Source organism: Aequorivita sp. H23M31 (assembly GCF_004022485.1).
GTDB lineage: Bacteria > Bacteroidota > Bacteroidia > Flavobacteriales > Flavobacteriaceae > Aequorivita > Aequorivita ciconiae.
On record NZ_CP034951.1, the window covers coordinates 2,186,633 to 2,201,297 of the forward strand.

Consider the following 14,665-nt stretch of genomic DNA (forward strand, 5'->3'; position numbering starts at 1 on the left):
TTTTATCGAACATTAATAATTTACTATTTCACTAATATTTCATATTTATATCGTTTTTCGCTACTTTTATAACTTCTAATACAGGTTTATATGAGTTTAGCTGATAACATTAAAAAATTAAGAGAAGATAAAGAGCTTCGCCAAAAAGAAGTTGCTAACGCTCTTGATATTGGTTATTCCAACTACAATAAAATTGAAAATGGTAATCGTGAGATTTCTGTAAAAGAGTTACAGCGACTTGCAGAGTTTTATAATATTACTATTGACCAAGTGATTAACCTTAATGGTGGTCTGCCCAAAGAAGTTGTTATAGAAGATAAACAAGCTAATGAGCAATTACGTTTGATTTCTGAACTTGATACCGATGATAGAGCCATTATCTTTAAGATGATTGATAAAATGCTCACTTCTAAAAAGTTTAAGGATTTCTTTAATAAAAATGTAGCTTCGCTTTAGAGCATAAAAAAGCCGCCACTTGGACGGTTTTTGGATTCTATAACTTTACTTATTCATTGGCTTCAACGATTAGCTGGTCAATTTCATCATCAGAGAAAGTTAAGTTTTTTAATTCTCTATTGTTTTTGATTTTATCCATAACATCATTTTTATATGTAAAATGGATTGCTCCTAAATCATAATCAAAATACATAAACCAGCTCATATTTATAGGAAACAACAGTACATTACTAATAAAATAATGCTCTATTTCTTCACTTTTTTTTGTAAAAAAATCCTTTAATGAATTATCGCTTTTAAATAGCAAAGGAAAAGAACTATTTTCTTTATTAATCATTTTCTTTATAAAAAAACTTTTATTGTCAACCATTTCAGAAGCGGTATAACGATCTAATTTTTCAACTAACTCATTGAACCCTTCTCCCTTTGAAGTATATTCTAAAGTAGTCTTGTCTAATGGTAATTGTAAAAGCAAATACGGTTTCTCGTTTAGAAGCTTAAGTATAGTTATTAACTTTTCTATATCTACACCTCCAGGAACAATATACTTTATATAATCTGTTGTATATGACTTGTCCTTCATATAATTAAAATCATCCGATTCTAACTTGATATCCACTTTTCGTTTCAAGTTTTCTAAAATGACCTCTATAAAGGACAAGTCGTATTCCTTATATTCATCTAACATAATAAATCCAAGTTTTATTTAAAGAAAATATCTACATTTTTCCCTTCATAAGCTTTCGGTAAAGTAAAAGTATCAAACCCTTTCTTGCCGGATTGAGATGCTCTAAAAATTATTGTTTCACCATTTTTAGTCAACTTTATCACATTGCCCGCTTTCTGATAATTCCACCCATCTTTCACTAACTGTACAAAATGTTGACCTGCACCATATGCACCTCCTTCGAGAACAGCTTTAAATTTCCCACCACCAGAAGTTAATTTGAAGGCGTCAGAAGCTTTTACCGCATATTTTAATAAATCCTTACTAGATTTTATATCCCTTAAATATTTTAGATACTTTGGCAATTTCAATACAACTCCAAGTCCTCCAGCAGAAATATACTCTATTGAGCCCGAACTACCAATAAATTTAGCCATATATCTGCCTGTTGGATACCCTTCTTCATCCACAGAATACCAAACTCCATCTGGTCCTTTCCATTTCCTGCCGTTTGCATCTCCCATTAGCTTACCAAACCACCCTTGTTTTTCCGACACTTGAATATCTCCAAAAGGATTCGGATCTTGTTGTTCTTGACTACTTTCATTACAATCGTCACATTGTGCCGTGTTTCCATTCCCATCAGAAAAAGTGCCATTTCCAGTATTTGTCCAAGTAGTTCCACTTTCTGACCTATCAAACAAATCTCTCAAGAAACTTTCACTATCGGCACCGGTTGGGTCTGCCCAAAAAATAGGATTATTATCAAAAGCAGTATATGTAGATTGTGAAAAATGTGTAACAGGATCAATAGTAGTAAATCTACCTATCGCTGGGTCATAATTCCGAACATCCATCTCATAGATGTTTAAACCCAAACTTTCTTCTAGTTCCTGTCCATTAAATTTGAACTTGCGCGCAACGCTGTTCCCGCTGGGCGATACATCTGTATTATACCCTTTGTGTTCAAGCCCAAAAGGATAATAATTATGCAAAAAATTGAGCATTGGCACAGTTTTGCGCCCGAACGCCAGAGAAAAACTTTCCCGCGATTTTTTATTTATAAGAACGTATGGTAAATATAGACATTTTCGTTTTTCACGCTTTATCCTTCGGGCGGTATTTTCTTTTTTTCCCCGTCTTTTCCTTTCCTTCCGAACTTTATTTTTGGCATCCTGGGGAGTACCTTTCCGAAGAAGTCTCCCATCAAGGGTATTCTGTCCTTTTCAACTTTGTTCAAAATGAGTGTCATTCTCAGTATAAAGCCGAAGATTATTATAAGTGTGATGTGGATGCTGTTCATTGTTATACGTTTTAAATTGGTTCCTGTTATATCTTATATATGGTTTTGGACAAAAGTTTTGTTTTTGTTCAAATAAAAAAAGGACATCGGTTTTTTAGGCCTTTCCCACGAAGGTAAAACAGTGGTCTGGGTTAAGTTGTGACAGTAATTTCCGTGAAGCTTTTCTGATGGTCAACAACCTGATGGACAGGATTCAATACTGCAAAGCTATGCAAGATTTCTTTCCTGTTAAAAGATGTTAATCCCATTTTGATAAAGGGATTCTTGATAAAGATTTCCTTGATTGTTTTTCTAAAATTTGGGTTGATAGGTTTGGAAGATAAAGCCCGTCCGTTGGGGTTCGGCTCGAACTTCAGCGGACGGGCGTATTTGGATTGTCTTCCCGTAAGGATCTGCCACAGGAGTGGACTTTTCCGTCCCGATAGGAGTGGAAAGAGAGGCTGGCGGTGCGCTGGACTTTCCACTCCTATCGGGATGGCTGCCCAGCGGCATAGAGCGGCACAAGGCTTGGTTACGCAGTAAATATTAAAGGTTCGTAGTGCGGTGGCAGTAGTGGTGGCAAAGAGCGCAAAGGCCGAGGGGCTATTTTACATAATGGCGTTATAGAACATCTTTGGCGAAGAAGGGATGGTGCGGATGCTTCTATAACAGACCATTATGTAACATAGCGTGGGGCGGTTTTTATGGCGGGATTTTTTGTTTAAAGCGTTGGCACGGCTCTTTGCTTTTTTGTTTTTCCAGTTAAAAAAAATAAGAAGGTCAAAAACAAAACAAGCAATGTGCCGTATGTGCGTGGGCCTACAAAAATCGTGACATAAAAACCGCAGAAGTGGTGTCGCGCGGAACAAAACAAAACACAGGGGATTTTTGCCTTTTCGGCAATAATCTGGGTTTTGTTTTGTGGGGATTTTATTTTCTACCAGCTTTATAGCCTATTTCCTTTCGGGGCTTTTCTTCCGGTTTTGATAATAAATTTTGAAGGACTTTGTAAATCTCGCTGAACTGTTCATTTGTCTGGGATTCCATTTGTCGGATTTTGGCCATTATTTCCTCGTAGTTGTTCGCAATTTTCCTTAACTGGACAAATGTCTTTATGATTTGGATGTTCATCTGTACAGCCTTTTCGCTGCTCAAAACACTTGATAGCATTAAGATTCCGTGTTCTGTAAACACAAAAGGCGCAATCCTGATTCCCATAACATCACGATTGGAAGAAGCGTATTGTGTTCTCCATTCTTCCAATTCTTCTTTGGTAAGCTCAAACATAAATTCTTCAGGAAAACGATTTATGTTCCGTCTGACTTGTTCTTTCAATCGTCTTGTCTCAACGTCATAAAGGTCTGCCAAATCCCTGTCCAACATTACTTTCTGCCCTCTTATGACGTATATCTTATTGATGATTACTTCGTCCGGGATGGTTATTTTATTGCTCATTTCTTGATTGATATTTCGATGCAAATTTAAAATTTTTAAAATTGGGTATCGCAATTTGCGACACCCAATTATGACTCTTGTTTTTAAGACTAAACTATTGGATGGAAGTTGTTGACCATTTCGTGAAGGTTCTCTAAATCGTTCTGTAAATATCTTTCGGTCGAACTTATGTAACGATGTCCAGCCAGATATTGAACTTTTCGCAAGTTATATTGTCCTAACCAATTTGTAATTACACTTGCCCTAATCTGCTTTATATTCTCTGCTTTTTGATTGTATTTTTTCAGTTTTTTAAAGATGTGATAGACGATTGAGTTAAAACGTGCATTCGTATTAAAAAGCTGTTCGCTATGGTTTTGCAGTTTGTTTTGGATTGTTGGCCGAACTTCGTTCACATATTCCATAAACTCCATTATCTGCCAAGGTTTTAATTCTAGCTCCCTTGCGTTGCTTCTCCGTCTGCTCGGAACATATATTTTGCCTTTTGAGAGTTGAAGATGTTCTATTTTCAAGTTTCCTAAATCGCTTGTGTTTAAGCCTTGATAGACCATTAACCCAATAATTACCTTTGCTCTTTTTAAGGTGTATCTGTGATATTCTTCTTGGTATTTGTCGGTCTCAAAACTGTAATATAAATCCTCCAGTTCTTCCGCTTCGAGCAGATTATAATTGATGTTTCTCTGTACGCCTTTTATGGTGGTGTTCTCTATCGGGTTATCAACTCTACAGGCTTCATCCATCAGGTAATCAAAATATATCTTTACGCTCCGCAACCTGTGGTTTACGGTCTTTTTCTTTGTTCCCTTTCGGGTAAGGTATTTTATGTATTTCAGGCAATTTTTATAATCGATTTCGTTTGCCGTGGTACTATTTCTATTGCACCATTTTATAAAGCTTTGTATTTCTGTAGCGTAAACCTTGATTGTGGTTTTACTATAATTCTGCTCTTCCAAAAATTCGCTATATGGTTTCATTTTCAAGTGTTTTAAGTAAGTGTGTGTAGATTTGAGTAGATTCTAAACTACTATGTCCTAAAAAGGTTTTGATGCTTTCTAATGGTACTTCTCGCTGTAATAAATGTGTAGCTATTGAGTGCCTTAAAATGTGAAGTGTAATATTCTTTTCCATTATATTTTTATTGTTGGTAGATGCTACAATAACTTTCAATCGATTTGCAAAACTCATTCCCTGCATTCGTGTTCCGTGATGGTTTATAAACAGAGCTTCGCTTAAATTGGCTTGATAAAATTCTGGTCGAGCTTCAAAAATGTAATCTTCCAATATTTCTGCATTCTTTCGGTTAATTGGTACAAACCTTTCTTTGTAGTTTTTACCTTTCCTGACAAACACTCTTTCCTTGTCAAAATAGATGTCGCTTAAATCCAAGTGTACCGCTTCATTTCTTCTTAATCCACAACTGTACAAAACGGTCAAAATGGCTTTATCTCTTAACTTAAATCTACTTTCTGTATGGCTAAATTCTGTGGCTTCAAAGAGTTCCTTAATTTCGTCCTGTGTCAAAATATTTATCTTTTCTTCAGTTGGATTGGTTTCAGATTTAAGATGAATATTGAAGTCGTTATAGTTGTGGTTCTGCAAGTATTCCTTGAACTTTTTTAAAGCCTGTTGATGTTTGTTGAGATAACTTTTGCTCAAACTTCCACTTGTTCGTTCATTGGCTCTTTCTTTGAGTTTCCTGTAATAATCCTTTATGGTTTTTGGCGTGATGTCAGTCAGCTTTTTGATGTTCTGCTTTTCAACATAATAAAAGAACTCTTGTAGATGATTCGGTAATTGATAGACTGTACTTTCTGCATAACCCAAGATGTCCAACCATTCTTTGTAATTGGCAACGAACATTTTAAATACCTCATTTTGTAGCTTTAATTTTTTCACTTCGGTATGTGTTTTTTGGGATTCTGTGAACTACTTATTTAAGTTGTTGATTTTCAGTTACGTTATTAGTCCATTTTACTGATTGAACTATTATGAACCGTTTGAACTTCTTAACCTATCGATAATGCCCTGCAATAGGTCTTTTATTTGCTTGTTCGTGGTTTCGTAATCATCATAGTTTACGATTTCATATACATAACCTTTTCGCTTATTTCCTTTGGCTTTCTGTATGAGTTCAGCTAATTGAAGTTGCAACATATATCGTTTTTGGTTGCTTGGATTTACTCGTAAAGCTCTACGGATTTCAGCGTTTGTAAATGTGGTTTGACTTTCCTTTTTCAAGTATGCTTTTAGGTTTTCAAAAAACTGTCTGCAAGCTCCATTCAATAAATCACTTTTACGCAATAAAACTTCCTGTATAAGTCCGTTGGCTTCTTCAATATCCTCAATTGTGGTTTCTATAAATTCTTCGCCTGTTTCCTTGTCGTATTGTTTTTCCCTTTGGTATTGTTTGTAAAATGTAATCGCTTCAATAAATTGTAAATAATGTGAGTTGGTTCTACGTGGTTTAAAAACCGATTTGGGTAATTCCAGATATTCAGCAAACGGATTGATAACCTTGATTGGTTTTAATATGCGTTGCACATTTTGTAATAAAACACGCGATGCGTGTTCTTCATCATCATTTATTTTCCCTGCACTAATCAACCTTTGGTAATCCATTATTTTCTGGTCTTGTTCTTCGCTTTCATCGATGTACAAAAGGAAGTTTCTATTTGAGTTATCTTCGTAAATACTTTCCTGCGTGGTACAACCTGCAACACTTACAGGACCTTCAACCGTTAGATGTATGGTTTTAGTTGTTCCTTTGGTGTCTTTATGAACTACCGTTTTTGTAATTCGCTTTTTAGATTGCAGTTCTCGTAATGGATAGAGTACACTTTCCGCTCCATCTAAATCCTCAATCAATATTAATTTGTGTTGTAATTCTGTGCGATTGAAGTAGTAAAAAGCGTTTGCAGATAAGACTGTAATTTCTACTTTATCTTCTTCCGGAATGAGTTCCGATACTTTTGATTGCAAATGTGTTTTGCCAACTCCAGAACTTCCCAAGCTGATGCAATGCAATGGATTATTTGTTTTCCTTGATGTGAAGATTAAAAACATTGTTTGTCTGTTGTGTTCTTCTCCGATGACTCCAGACTTTCCAATGAGTTCGTTGGTTCGATTTAGTAAATTGGGTTTCTTTAAAAATGTAATGGCTTGTTTTTCCTCTGTTCCTGTGAGTTCCTTAAAATAGGGTTGGTGCTGTTTCTCGTATTCTTCAATCAACAAAAATCTGTAGTTCTCTAATTCTCTGGTTAAATCTTGTAACGTTCTACGTGCTACACTTGTACCAATTTCCAAGCGTTCTGCAATCTTTCGAGTAAACTTTTCTATTTGGTTATCGTTGTATAAATCTATTGAGTGCCTTAAAACATTATGTTCTTTTGGTTTTTGGATGGATAGCGTAATCCTTAAACTCTCTAATTTGTTGAGTTTGATTCCTCCTAAAATGTGGATTTCTAAATGTTTGGTTGTGTATTCGTAGTTGTTTGGATTGGAAGTATTGAGCATAGTAAAACTATTTTATTCGATTTTCGATACTTCAAAAATACAATTATATTTCTTTTATCGAACATTAATAATTTACTATTTCACTAATATTTCATATTTATATCGTTTTTCGCTACTTTTATAACTTCTAATACAGGTTTATATGAGTTTAGCTGATAACATTAAAAAATTAAGAGAAGATAAAGAGCTTCGCCAAAAAGAAGTTGCTAACGCTCTTGATATTGGTTATTCCAACTACAATAAAATTGAAAATGGTAATCGTGAGATTTCTGTAAAAGAGTTACAGCGACTTGCAGAGTTTTATAATATTACTATTGACCAAGTGATTAACCTTAATGGTGGTCTGCCCAAAGAAGTTGTTATAGAAGATAAACAAGCTAATGAGCAATTACGTTTGATTTCTGAACTTGATACCGATGATAGAGCCATTATCTTTAAGATGATTGATAAAATGCTCACTTCTAAAAAGTTTAAGGATTTCTTTAATAAAAATGTAGCTTCGCTTTAGAGCATAAAAAAGCCGCCACTTGGACGGTTTTTGGATTCTATAACTTTACTTATTCATTGGCTTCAACGATTAGCTGGTCAATTTCATCATCAGAGAAAGTTAAGTTTTTTAATTCTCTATTGTTTTTGATTTTATCCATAACATCATTTTTATATGTAAAATGGATTGCTCCTAAATCATAATCAAAATACATAAACCAGCTCATATTTATAGGAAACAACAGTACATTACTAATAAAATAATGCTCTATTTCTTCACTTTTTTTTGTAAAAAAATCCTTTAATGAATTATCGCTTTTAAATAGCAAAGGAAAAGAACTATTTTCTTTATTAATCATTTTCTTTATAAAAAAACTTTTATTGTCAACCATTTCAGAAGCGGTATAACGATCTAATTTTTCAACTAACTCATTGAACCCTTCTCCCTTTGAAGTATATTCTAAAGTAGTCTTGTCTAATGGTAATTGTAAAAGCAAATACGGTTTCTCGTTTAGAAGCTTAAGTATAGTTATTAACTTTTCTATATCTACACCTCCAGGAACAATATACTTTATATAATCTGTTGTATATGACTTGTCCTTCATATAATTAAAATCATCCGATTCTAACTTGATATCCACTTTTCGTTTCAAGTTTTCTAAAATGACCTCTATAAAGGACAAGTCGTATTCCTTATATTCATCTAACATAATAAATCCAAGTTTTATTTAAAGAAAATATCTACATTTTTCCCTTCATAAGCTTTCGGTAAAGTAAAAGTATCAAACCCTTTCTTGCCGGATTGAGATGCTCTAAAAATTATTGTTTCACCATTTTTAGTCAACTTTATCACATTGCCCGCTTTCTGATAATTCCACCCATCTTTCACTAACTGTACAAAATGTTGACCTGCACCATATGCACCTCCTTCGAGAACAGCTTTAAATTTCCCACCACCAGAAGTTAATTTGAAGGCGTCAGAAGCTTTTACCGCATATTTTAATAAATCCTTACTAGATTTTATATCCCTTAAATATTTTAGATACTTTGGCAATTTCAATACAACTCCAAGTCCTCCAGCAGAAATATACTCTATTGAGCCCGAACTACCAATAAATTTAGCCATATATCTGCCTGTTGGATACCCTTCTTCATCCACAGAATACCAAACTCCATCTGGTCCTTTCCATTTCCTGCCGTTTGCATCTCCCATTAGCTTACCAAACCACCCTTGTTTTTCCGACACTTGAATATCTCCAAAAGGATTCGGATCTTGTTGTTCTTGACTACTTTCATTACAATCGTCACATTGTGCCGTGTTTCCATTCCCATCAGAAAAAGTGCCATTTCCAGTATTTGTCCAAGTAGTTCCACTTTCTGACCTATCAAACAAATCTCTCAAGAAACTTTCACTATCGGCACCGGTTGGGTCTGCCCAAAAAATAGGATTATTATCAAAAGCAGTATATGTAGATTGTGAAAAATGTGTAACAGGATCAATAGTAGTAAATCTACCTATCGCTGGGTCATAATTCCGAACATCCATCTCATAGATGTTTAAACCCAAACTTTCTTCTAGTTCCTGTCCATTAAATTTGAACTTGCGCGCAACGCTGTTCCCGCTGGGCGATACATCTGTATTATACCCTTTGTGTTCAAGCCCAAAAGGATAATAATTATGCTCCTCAATATTTCGGTCCTTAGCTCGATACTGCCATCTCCGTCGGTATCGGAATAGGACAGCCTGATGTTCCCCAAGTGGTCCTTGTACTATTTCCATTGAATAGTGGCTTTACTTTTCCATTAATGTCGTCCTCCACAAGATTATAATTGATCTTAAAAGCAAATAGATCCTTTGGCGCGCCACTTTGGTACAGGCTGCCCACATCATTGATATCCGTGAGCCAGCCCCTGCTGTTGTACTTGTAGTCCACCTTTTGCAGTGCCGAGGAACCTGACAGATCCGCACCGCCAACCTTTTTCTGGGATAACTGGCCCAAAATATTGTATCCGTTGTTGGAAAGCAGCTGGGCGGGAGCGGAGCCGTACTAATGGGGGGGCTTAAAGCAATTACTTTTATTCATATCAGAGTCAAAGGAGCAATTAATCCTCAAATCATCTTCTACAACAGTAACAACATTTATAGTTCCCTTTTCATCATTTATAAATTCAACCTCATAAGCTATTGGCGTAAACTCATTATAAACCATAACTATCGTTCCTAAAGTATCAATTGGTATATCTTCCGATATTTCCTTTTTTGATTTTACCACATCATATAATTTAAACATAAAATTGTTTTATTTTGCTGGATATCCTGTTACTAACTTTACTAATCCATCTTTATTTTTAATCCATCCAAAAGTAACGTCAACAACTCTTCCATTAGCCCCTTTGATAGCTATATTTTGAGAATATTTGGTTCCATATTTTGTTACTTCTGTTGCAATCGCTTTTTTATTATTAAATACGATTTGCTTCGCTAAATCATCAGCATTATTTATTGTAAAACCTAATGCATCTTTAAAAAACTCTGCTTTTGAGCTTCCAGTTGTGTGGTCAAAATTCAATAAATAACGAGCCAGTTTATCTTTAACACTTGCACTCATTGCTGAACTAAAAACACTTTTAAACTTTACAAGTTTGTAAACATAAATACCTCCTTGTAGAACTTTTGCAACAGCCCATTCTCCTACTACAAATAAAACCACTTGTCCTGCAGCTTCAGCTTTTTCTCTCTCGTTTTGAGCGATATCCTCATCTGTAGGATTATATGGGTCGTTTCCATTCAAATATGCGGTTTTTGATGGACCATTGTATGCCATTGCATAAAACTCCCCAGCATTCATTTCCCTTACAGCTTTCTTTTTCGCACATGGTGGTTTTACTGGACACCCACATTGACAATTACCTTGATTATCGAAAGTTGCTGAACCATTTTCAGGGGTTTGATTCCAAGCATCATTAATTAAGTCTATAGGTGATTCAGAATCTGCTCCACTCGGGTCTGCGAAAAACACTGGATTATTATCAAATGCCGTATATGTAGAAAAATCATGATGAGTAACTGGGTCGATGCTTGTAAATCTAGCAATAGCTGGGTCATATTGCCTAAAATCCATTTCATAAAGATTTAGCCCCAAAGCTTCCTCGTGCTCGATACCATTAAATTTGAACTTGCGCGCAACGCTGTTCCCGCTGGGCGATACATCTGTATTATACCCTTTGTGTTCAAGCCCAAAAGGATAATAATTATTCTCCTGAACAATTTCAGTAGCTGCATTAATAGTCCCATCTCCATCGATGTCCGAGTAAGACAACCGTATATTCCCCAAGTGGTCCTTATATTGAAACACATACTGGAACGAATAATAATTCCCTACCGGAATGACCTTTACGTACCCTTCGGAATGCGGGAAAAAGTCCAGTTTCTCGTTCAAATATATAAAACCGTCCAAATAATCGGTGGTACTTATCTCACTGCGGTCACGTACTTCTTTTCTAAGTTTAACTCCCAAGACATCCCGCCAAAAAAGGCGGGCAGGCATAAATGTAATCAATCTCCCCGCCATTTTCAAAAAGAATCTTAACGGGAAGGTTCAGGTGCCTGCCTGCCGGAAACCTGCCTGACAGAGGCACGCCAGGCAGGGTTATATACTATTTCCTTTATTTCCTTGTCCTTATCCGCAATTAGGTTGCCGTAGTTGTCGTATTTAAAGTCCGGGTCGCGCACATCAGGGTTTCGGTCGTTGTAGCCATCGGGATGGCGCTCTTGGTCTACCACATTCTGCAACTGGTTGCCCTTGTCGCATGTGTATACCAGATCGTCAATTGCGATTGGAGGATCGGCGGCATCTACCTGGCCGTTGCGGTGTAGGGTGAGCAGATTGCCGTTGCTGTCGTAACTGTAATTTGCGCTGTAGGAATCGGCTGAAGAGACCGACAGCTAGCGCTAGGATAAAGTAGGGGCACGGGCGGGACGCCCGCGCCAGCAGGGGGTCTATCATTTCGAGCCACGTTTTTATAAGGTAGAACCGTTCTTTTGCCCGATACTCCCAAAAAAAGATAGCCTAAAAGTCAAGAAAGCTAGCTTGCCAGCTCTAACACTACTGCAAAGAAAAGAGCTGATGGTCGACACAATGCTGACCAACCGAAGATTCAAGGACTTCTTCAATAAGAACGTGGCGGCGTTGTAAAACAATAATTACATTCTACTCCGCTTTGTAAGTTTCAGCCCTGATATTTTTATTATGTAAAATCTTCCCATCACATTTTTTATTATAAATTAAACTATCTGGAACATTGATATTTAATTTATTAAAAATATACTTGCCACTTAAATTATAACTATCATATACAAATACTGGATATTTATTCTTGTAAACAAAAAAGCCTTTTAATTCTTTATTATTTACATTTTTATATTGGGTATAATATAAATTTTGTCTAATTTTCAAAATATCCATATCTGTAGAATCTTTGAAAAAAACAGCCTCGTAGTAAGGATAAACGCAGTTGATTAAAGTTCTATTCCCTAAACTGTCTACTTCATAAAATAAACTAATAGGATACTTTTCGATATAACTATCTAAGCTGTTTTTAAAAAACTGTTCTTCTTTATTCGTGCAACTGAATAAAAACAATGTAATAAGTGCTATTGTAATTCTCAAAATCTTATTCTTTTAACGTTGGCGCTCTCTCTACCATAACGGTCAATACCCCAGGTTTTGTTATCGCTCGGAAAATAAATTTGATATGATTTATATCCTAAATTATTCAAATAATGTGGGCCAACTGACGAATCACCATAAACTGACTCTAATCTGTTTTGATATCCATTTTCTCCCGGGTGTGAGTGTATGGAATATAAACCTTGTCCCATAGACCTTGGTAAAGAAGGGGAAGAAGACAACCCAAATTGACCATCTAAACCGCCAAGTCCTAAGGTGCCAATCTGATAGTTAAAATTGCCGTTTTTATCATTAAAACCTATAAGTCCCCATTCAACTTTTGAATTTTTCGCAGCAAAATCATATATCCTATTTACCTCGTTTTTCTCACTCCCATCTGCATAAGCTATATATTCATTAGCAGTAAATGTAGATCCCCCTATTTCCGATGTTCCATATTGTTTAGTTTTCACACTATGTGCCAAATCACTTACTATACTGCTTCCATCATCACGAACATTTGACTCTACATAATCACCATTTTTATCAACACCGTATTTAGAATCCATTTTATACAACCTGTCTACTTCATTGCCTTGCTCATCATAATATTTTTGGTCATCAATGTGCCTAATATTACCATTATCATCAATACCATAAGTATCTTCTAACATTCCTGTGGGGTCAATGTATCGAATTGGATTATTAAAAAATGCCCTGTATGGTGTCCAGTCCGGTGCCTTCTCCGCCAACGGGTCAACGGAAGTAAATCTACCTATCGCGGGGTCATATTGCCTAAAATCCATCTCATAGATCTCAAGTCCAAAGGGATAATAATTATGCTCCTCAATTATTTCGGCCCTTGGCTCGATACTGCCATCTCCGTCGGTATCGGAATAGGACAGCCTAATGTTCCCCAAGTGGTCCTTGTACTGAAACACATACTGGAACGAATAATAATTCCCTCCCGGAATGACCTTTACGTACCCTTCGGAATGCGGGAAAAAGTCCAGTTTCTCGTTCAAATATATAAAACCGTCCAAATAATCGGTGGTAGTTATCTCACTGCGGTCACGTACTTCTTTTCTAAGTTTAACTCCCAAGGCATCCCGCCAAAAGGCGGGCAGGCATAAATGTAATCAATCTCCCCGCCATTTTCAAAAATGATCTTTACAGGAAGGTTCAGGTGGTTATATACTATTTCCTTTATCTCCTTGTCCCTATCCGCAATTAAGTTGCCGTAGTTGTCGTATTTAAAGTCCGGGTCGCGCACATCAGGGTTTCGGTCGTTGTAGCCATCGGGATGGCGCTCTTGGTCTACCACATTCTGCAACTGGTTGCCCTTGTCGTATGTGTATACCAGATCGTCAATTGCGATTGGAGGATCGGCGGCGTATCAACGCTTCTTTTGATAAAAAGACGTTACAGCGTTTTCAGGAGATAGAGAATATGGACCCCGACTTTAAAAAACACTTGTTCTCTATTATTGATTCCGTTATCAGGATTACAAAACACAACAGGCTTACGCATAAAAAAACCGCCTCGATGGGCGGTTGTTGGCTTAATTACAACTTTTAGAAAACTAGTTACTTATATCCTTTGTGGGTTTACCGTTCATAAACAAAAAATCCCCAAATGTATACCTCTTGTTCGTGCCGTTTTTCAAATCTATATCATAAATAGCTTCGTGGGCTGTATATCCAGAGAGATTTGATGTTTCCCCCAATTTCTTTAGATAATCTATTTTTCCCTCTCTAAAATTATCTATGACGAACTTGTAATAATTGTCATCAGGATATTGATAATTTTCACTCACGGATAATTTCCTTGGATGTTCTTGACTGTTCTCAAAGTAGTAATATTTATCATTCTCAACATCATAAACAACACCTGAGAACTCTTTACTATTCCATTCAGGGTTAGGGGCATAGTGATAAATGATATGTTTGGTATTTTGCAATTCATCCTTGAGTTCATTTAAGACCAATTTATGAGGACTTATAGATGAATTCATTACATAATCATCTTGTTTCTCCGAAGGATAGGTAGAGATTAACTCGGTATAAAACTTTGGAGCTTTACATCCAAAGCAGATTAAAATTGTCAAAGCTGGCAATAAAATTCTAGTTTTCATAT

Annotated in this window: 21 protein-coding genes; 3 read left to right on the plus strand and 18 right to left on the minus strand. The window is 36.0% G+C overall.

Annotation, left to right across the window (positions count from 1 at the left end; genetic code table 11):
* Positions 1 to 90 precede the first annotated feature (90 nt).
* Complete coding sequence (locus EI546_RS09570; RefSeq protein ID WP_128250336.1) at positions 91 to 456, plus strand: helix-turn-helix domain-containing protein; 366 nt, start codon at positions 91 to 93, stop codon at positions 454 to 456.
* Between the two features lie 49 nt (positions 457 to 505).
* On the opposite strand, the gene EI546_RS09575 is transcribed toward EI546_RS09570, so the two are convergent.
* The 8 genes from EI546_RS09575 to EI546_RS09610 all read right to left on the minus strand — a co-directional run bounded on the left by EI546_RS09575 (position 506) and on the right by EI546_RS09610 (position 7,373).
* Entirely contained in the window at positions 506 to 1,144 is a 639-nt protein-coding gene (locus EI546_RS09575) for a hypothetical protein (RefSeq protein WP_128250337.1), read from the minus strand.
* Positions 1,145 to 1,158: 14 nt separating this feature from the next.
* Positions 1,159 to 2,130 carry an RHS repeat-associated core domain-containing protein gene (locus EI546_RS09580; protein WP_128250338.1) on the minus strand — a complete coding sequence of 324 codons (972 nt, stop codon included), beginning with the start codon at positions 2,128 to 2,130 and terminating at the stop codon, positions 1,159 to 1,161.
* Positions 2,131 to 2,228: 98 nt separating this feature from the next.
* Entirely contained in the window at positions 2,229 to 2,426 is a 198-nt protein-coding gene (locus EI546_RS09585; RefSeq protein ID WP_128250331.1) for a hypothetical protein, read from the minus strand.
* A 291-nt stretch (positions 2,427 to 2,717) separates the two neighbouring features.
* Complete coding sequence (locus EI546_RS09590; RefSeq protein WP_128250332.1) at positions 2,718 to 2,918, minus strand: hypothetical protein; 201 nt, start codon at positions 2,916 to 2,918, stop codon at positions 2,718 to 2,720.
* Between the two features lie 417 nt (positions 2,919 to 3,335).
* Complete coding sequence (locus EI546_RS09595) at positions 3,336 to 3,860, minus strand: ORF6N domain-containing protein (protein WP_240673091.1); 525 nt, start codon at positions 3,858 to 3,860, stop codon at positions 3,336 to 3,338.
* A gap of 89 nt (positions 3,861 to 3,949) precedes the next feature.
* Positions 3,950 to 4,834, minus strand: a complete 885-nt coding sequence (locus EI546_RS09600; RefSeq protein WP_128250333.1) for a tyrosine-type recombinase/integrase — start codon at positions 4,832 to 4,834, stop codon at positions 3,950 to 3,952.
* Positions 4,821 to 5,756, minus strand: a complete 936-nt coding sequence (locus tag EI546_RS09605) for a tyrosine-type recombinase/integrase (protein WP_128250334.1) — start codon at positions 5,754 to 5,756, stop codon at positions 4,821 to 4,823. Before EI546_RS09605 ends, EI546_RS09600 begins: the two co-directional genes overlap by 14 nt.
* A 90-nt stretch (positions 5,757 to 5,846) precedes the next feature.
* Positions 5,847 to 7,373, minus strand: coding sequence for a hypothetical protein (locus EI546_RS09610; protein ID WP_128250335.1), 1,527 nt, complete (start codon positions 7,371 to 7,373; stop codon positions 5,847 to 5,849).
* 142 nt (positions 7,374 to 7,515) lie between these two features.
* Here EI546_RS09610 and EI546_RS09615 point away from each other — a divergent pair, with 142 nt between their 5' ends.
* Positions 7,516 to 7,881 carry a helix-turn-helix domain-containing protein gene (locus EI546_RS09615; RefSeq protein WP_128250336.1) on the plus strand — a complete coding sequence of 122 codons (366 nt, stop codon included), beginning with the start codon at positions 7,516 to 7,518 and terminating at the stop codon, positions 7,879 to 7,881.
* A gap of 49 nt (positions 7,882 to 7,930) precedes the next feature.
* Here EI546_RS09615 and EI546_RS09620 read toward each other — a convergent pair whose 3' ends face one another.
* From EI546_RS09620 to EI546_RS09660, 9 genes are all read right to left on the minus strand, one after another.
* Complete coding sequence (locus EI546_RS09620) at positions 7,931 to 8,569, minus strand: hypothetical protein (RefSeq protein ID WP_128250337.1); 639 nt, start codon at positions 8,567 to 8,569, stop codon at positions 7,931 to 7,933.
* A gap of 14 nt (positions 8,570 to 8,583) precedes the next feature.
* On the minus strand, positions 8,584 to 9,639 hold the full coding sequence (locus EI546_RS09625) for an RHS repeat-associated core domain-containing protein (RefSeq protein ID WP_128250339.1): 1,056 nt from the start codon (positions 9,637 to 9,639) through the stop codon (positions 8,584 to 8,586).
* Positions 9,560 to 9,859 carry a hypothetical protein gene (locus tag EI546_RS09630; protein ID WP_128250340.1) on the minus strand — a complete coding sequence of 100 codons (300 nt, stop codon included), beginning with the start codon at positions 9,857 to 9,859 and terminating at the stop codon, positions 9,560 to 9,562. Before EI546_RS09630 ends, EI546_RS09625 begins: the two co-directional genes overlap by 80 nt.
* Positions 9,860 to 9,907: 48 nt before the next feature.
* Positions 9,908 to 10,150: a DUF4926 domain-containing protein gene (locus tag EI546_RS09635; RefSeq protein ID WP_128250341.1), complete on the minus strand. Its 243-nt coding sequence runs from the start codon at positions 10,148 to 10,150 to the stop codon at positions 9,908 to 9,910.
* A gap of 9 nt (positions 10,151 to 10,159) precedes the next feature.
* Entirely contained in the window at positions 10,160 to 11,419 is a 1,260-nt protein-coding gene (locus tag EI546_RS09640) for an RHS repeat domain-containing protein (protein ID WP_164905207.1), read from the minus strand.
* Between the two features lie 26 nt (positions 11,420 to 11,445).
* Positions 11,446 to 11,643, minus strand: a complete 198-nt coding sequence (locus EI546_RS09645; protein WP_164905208.1) for a hypothetical protein — start codon at positions 11,641 to 11,643, stop codon at positions 11,446 to 11,448.
* A 427-nt stretch (positions 11,644 to 12,070) separates the two neighbouring features.
* The gene (locus EI546_RS09650; RefSeq protein ID WP_128250344.1) at positions 12,071 to 12,529 is read right to left on the minus strand and encodes a hypothetical protein; all 459 of its coding nucleotides are present in this window, start codon (positions 12,527 to 12,529) and stop codon (positions 12,071 to 12,073) included.
* Positions 12,526 to 13,632 carry an RHS repeat domain-containing protein gene (locus EI546_RS09655; protein ID WP_164905209.1) on the minus strand — a complete coding sequence of 369 codons (1,107 nt, stop codon included), beginning with the start codon at positions 13,630 to 13,632 and terminating at the stop codon, positions 12,526 to 12,528. The genes EI546_RS09650 and EI546_RS09655 overlap by 4 nt, the downstream gene beginning before the upstream one ends.
* Positions 13,587 to 13,853: a hypothetical protein gene (locus tag EI546_RS09660; protein WP_164905210.1), complete on the minus strand. Its 267-nt coding sequence runs from the start codon at positions 13,851 to 13,853 to the stop codon at positions 13,587 to 13,589. The genes EI546_RS09655 and EI546_RS09660 overlap by 46 nt, the downstream gene beginning before the upstream one ends.
* Positions 13,854 to 13,879: 26 nt before the next feature.
* Between EI546_RS09660 and EI546_RS09665 the strand changes: the two genes are divergently transcribed.
* Positions 13,880 to 14,107, plus strand: coding sequence for a hypothetical protein (locus EI546_RS09665; RefSeq protein WP_128250347.1), 228 nt, complete (start codon positions 13,880 to 13,882; stop codon positions 14,105 to 14,107).
* A gap of 4 nt (positions 14,108 to 14,111) precedes the next feature.
* Here EI546_RS09665 and EI546_RS09670 read toward each other — a convergent pair whose 3' ends face one another.
* The gene (locus EI546_RS09670) at positions 14,112 to 14,663 is read right to left on the minus strand and encodes a hypothetical protein (protein ID WP_128250348.1); all 552 of its coding nucleotides are present in this window, start codon (positions 14,661 to 14,663) and stop codon (positions 14,112 to 14,114) included.
* Positions 14,664 to 14,665: the final 2 nt, after the last annotated feature.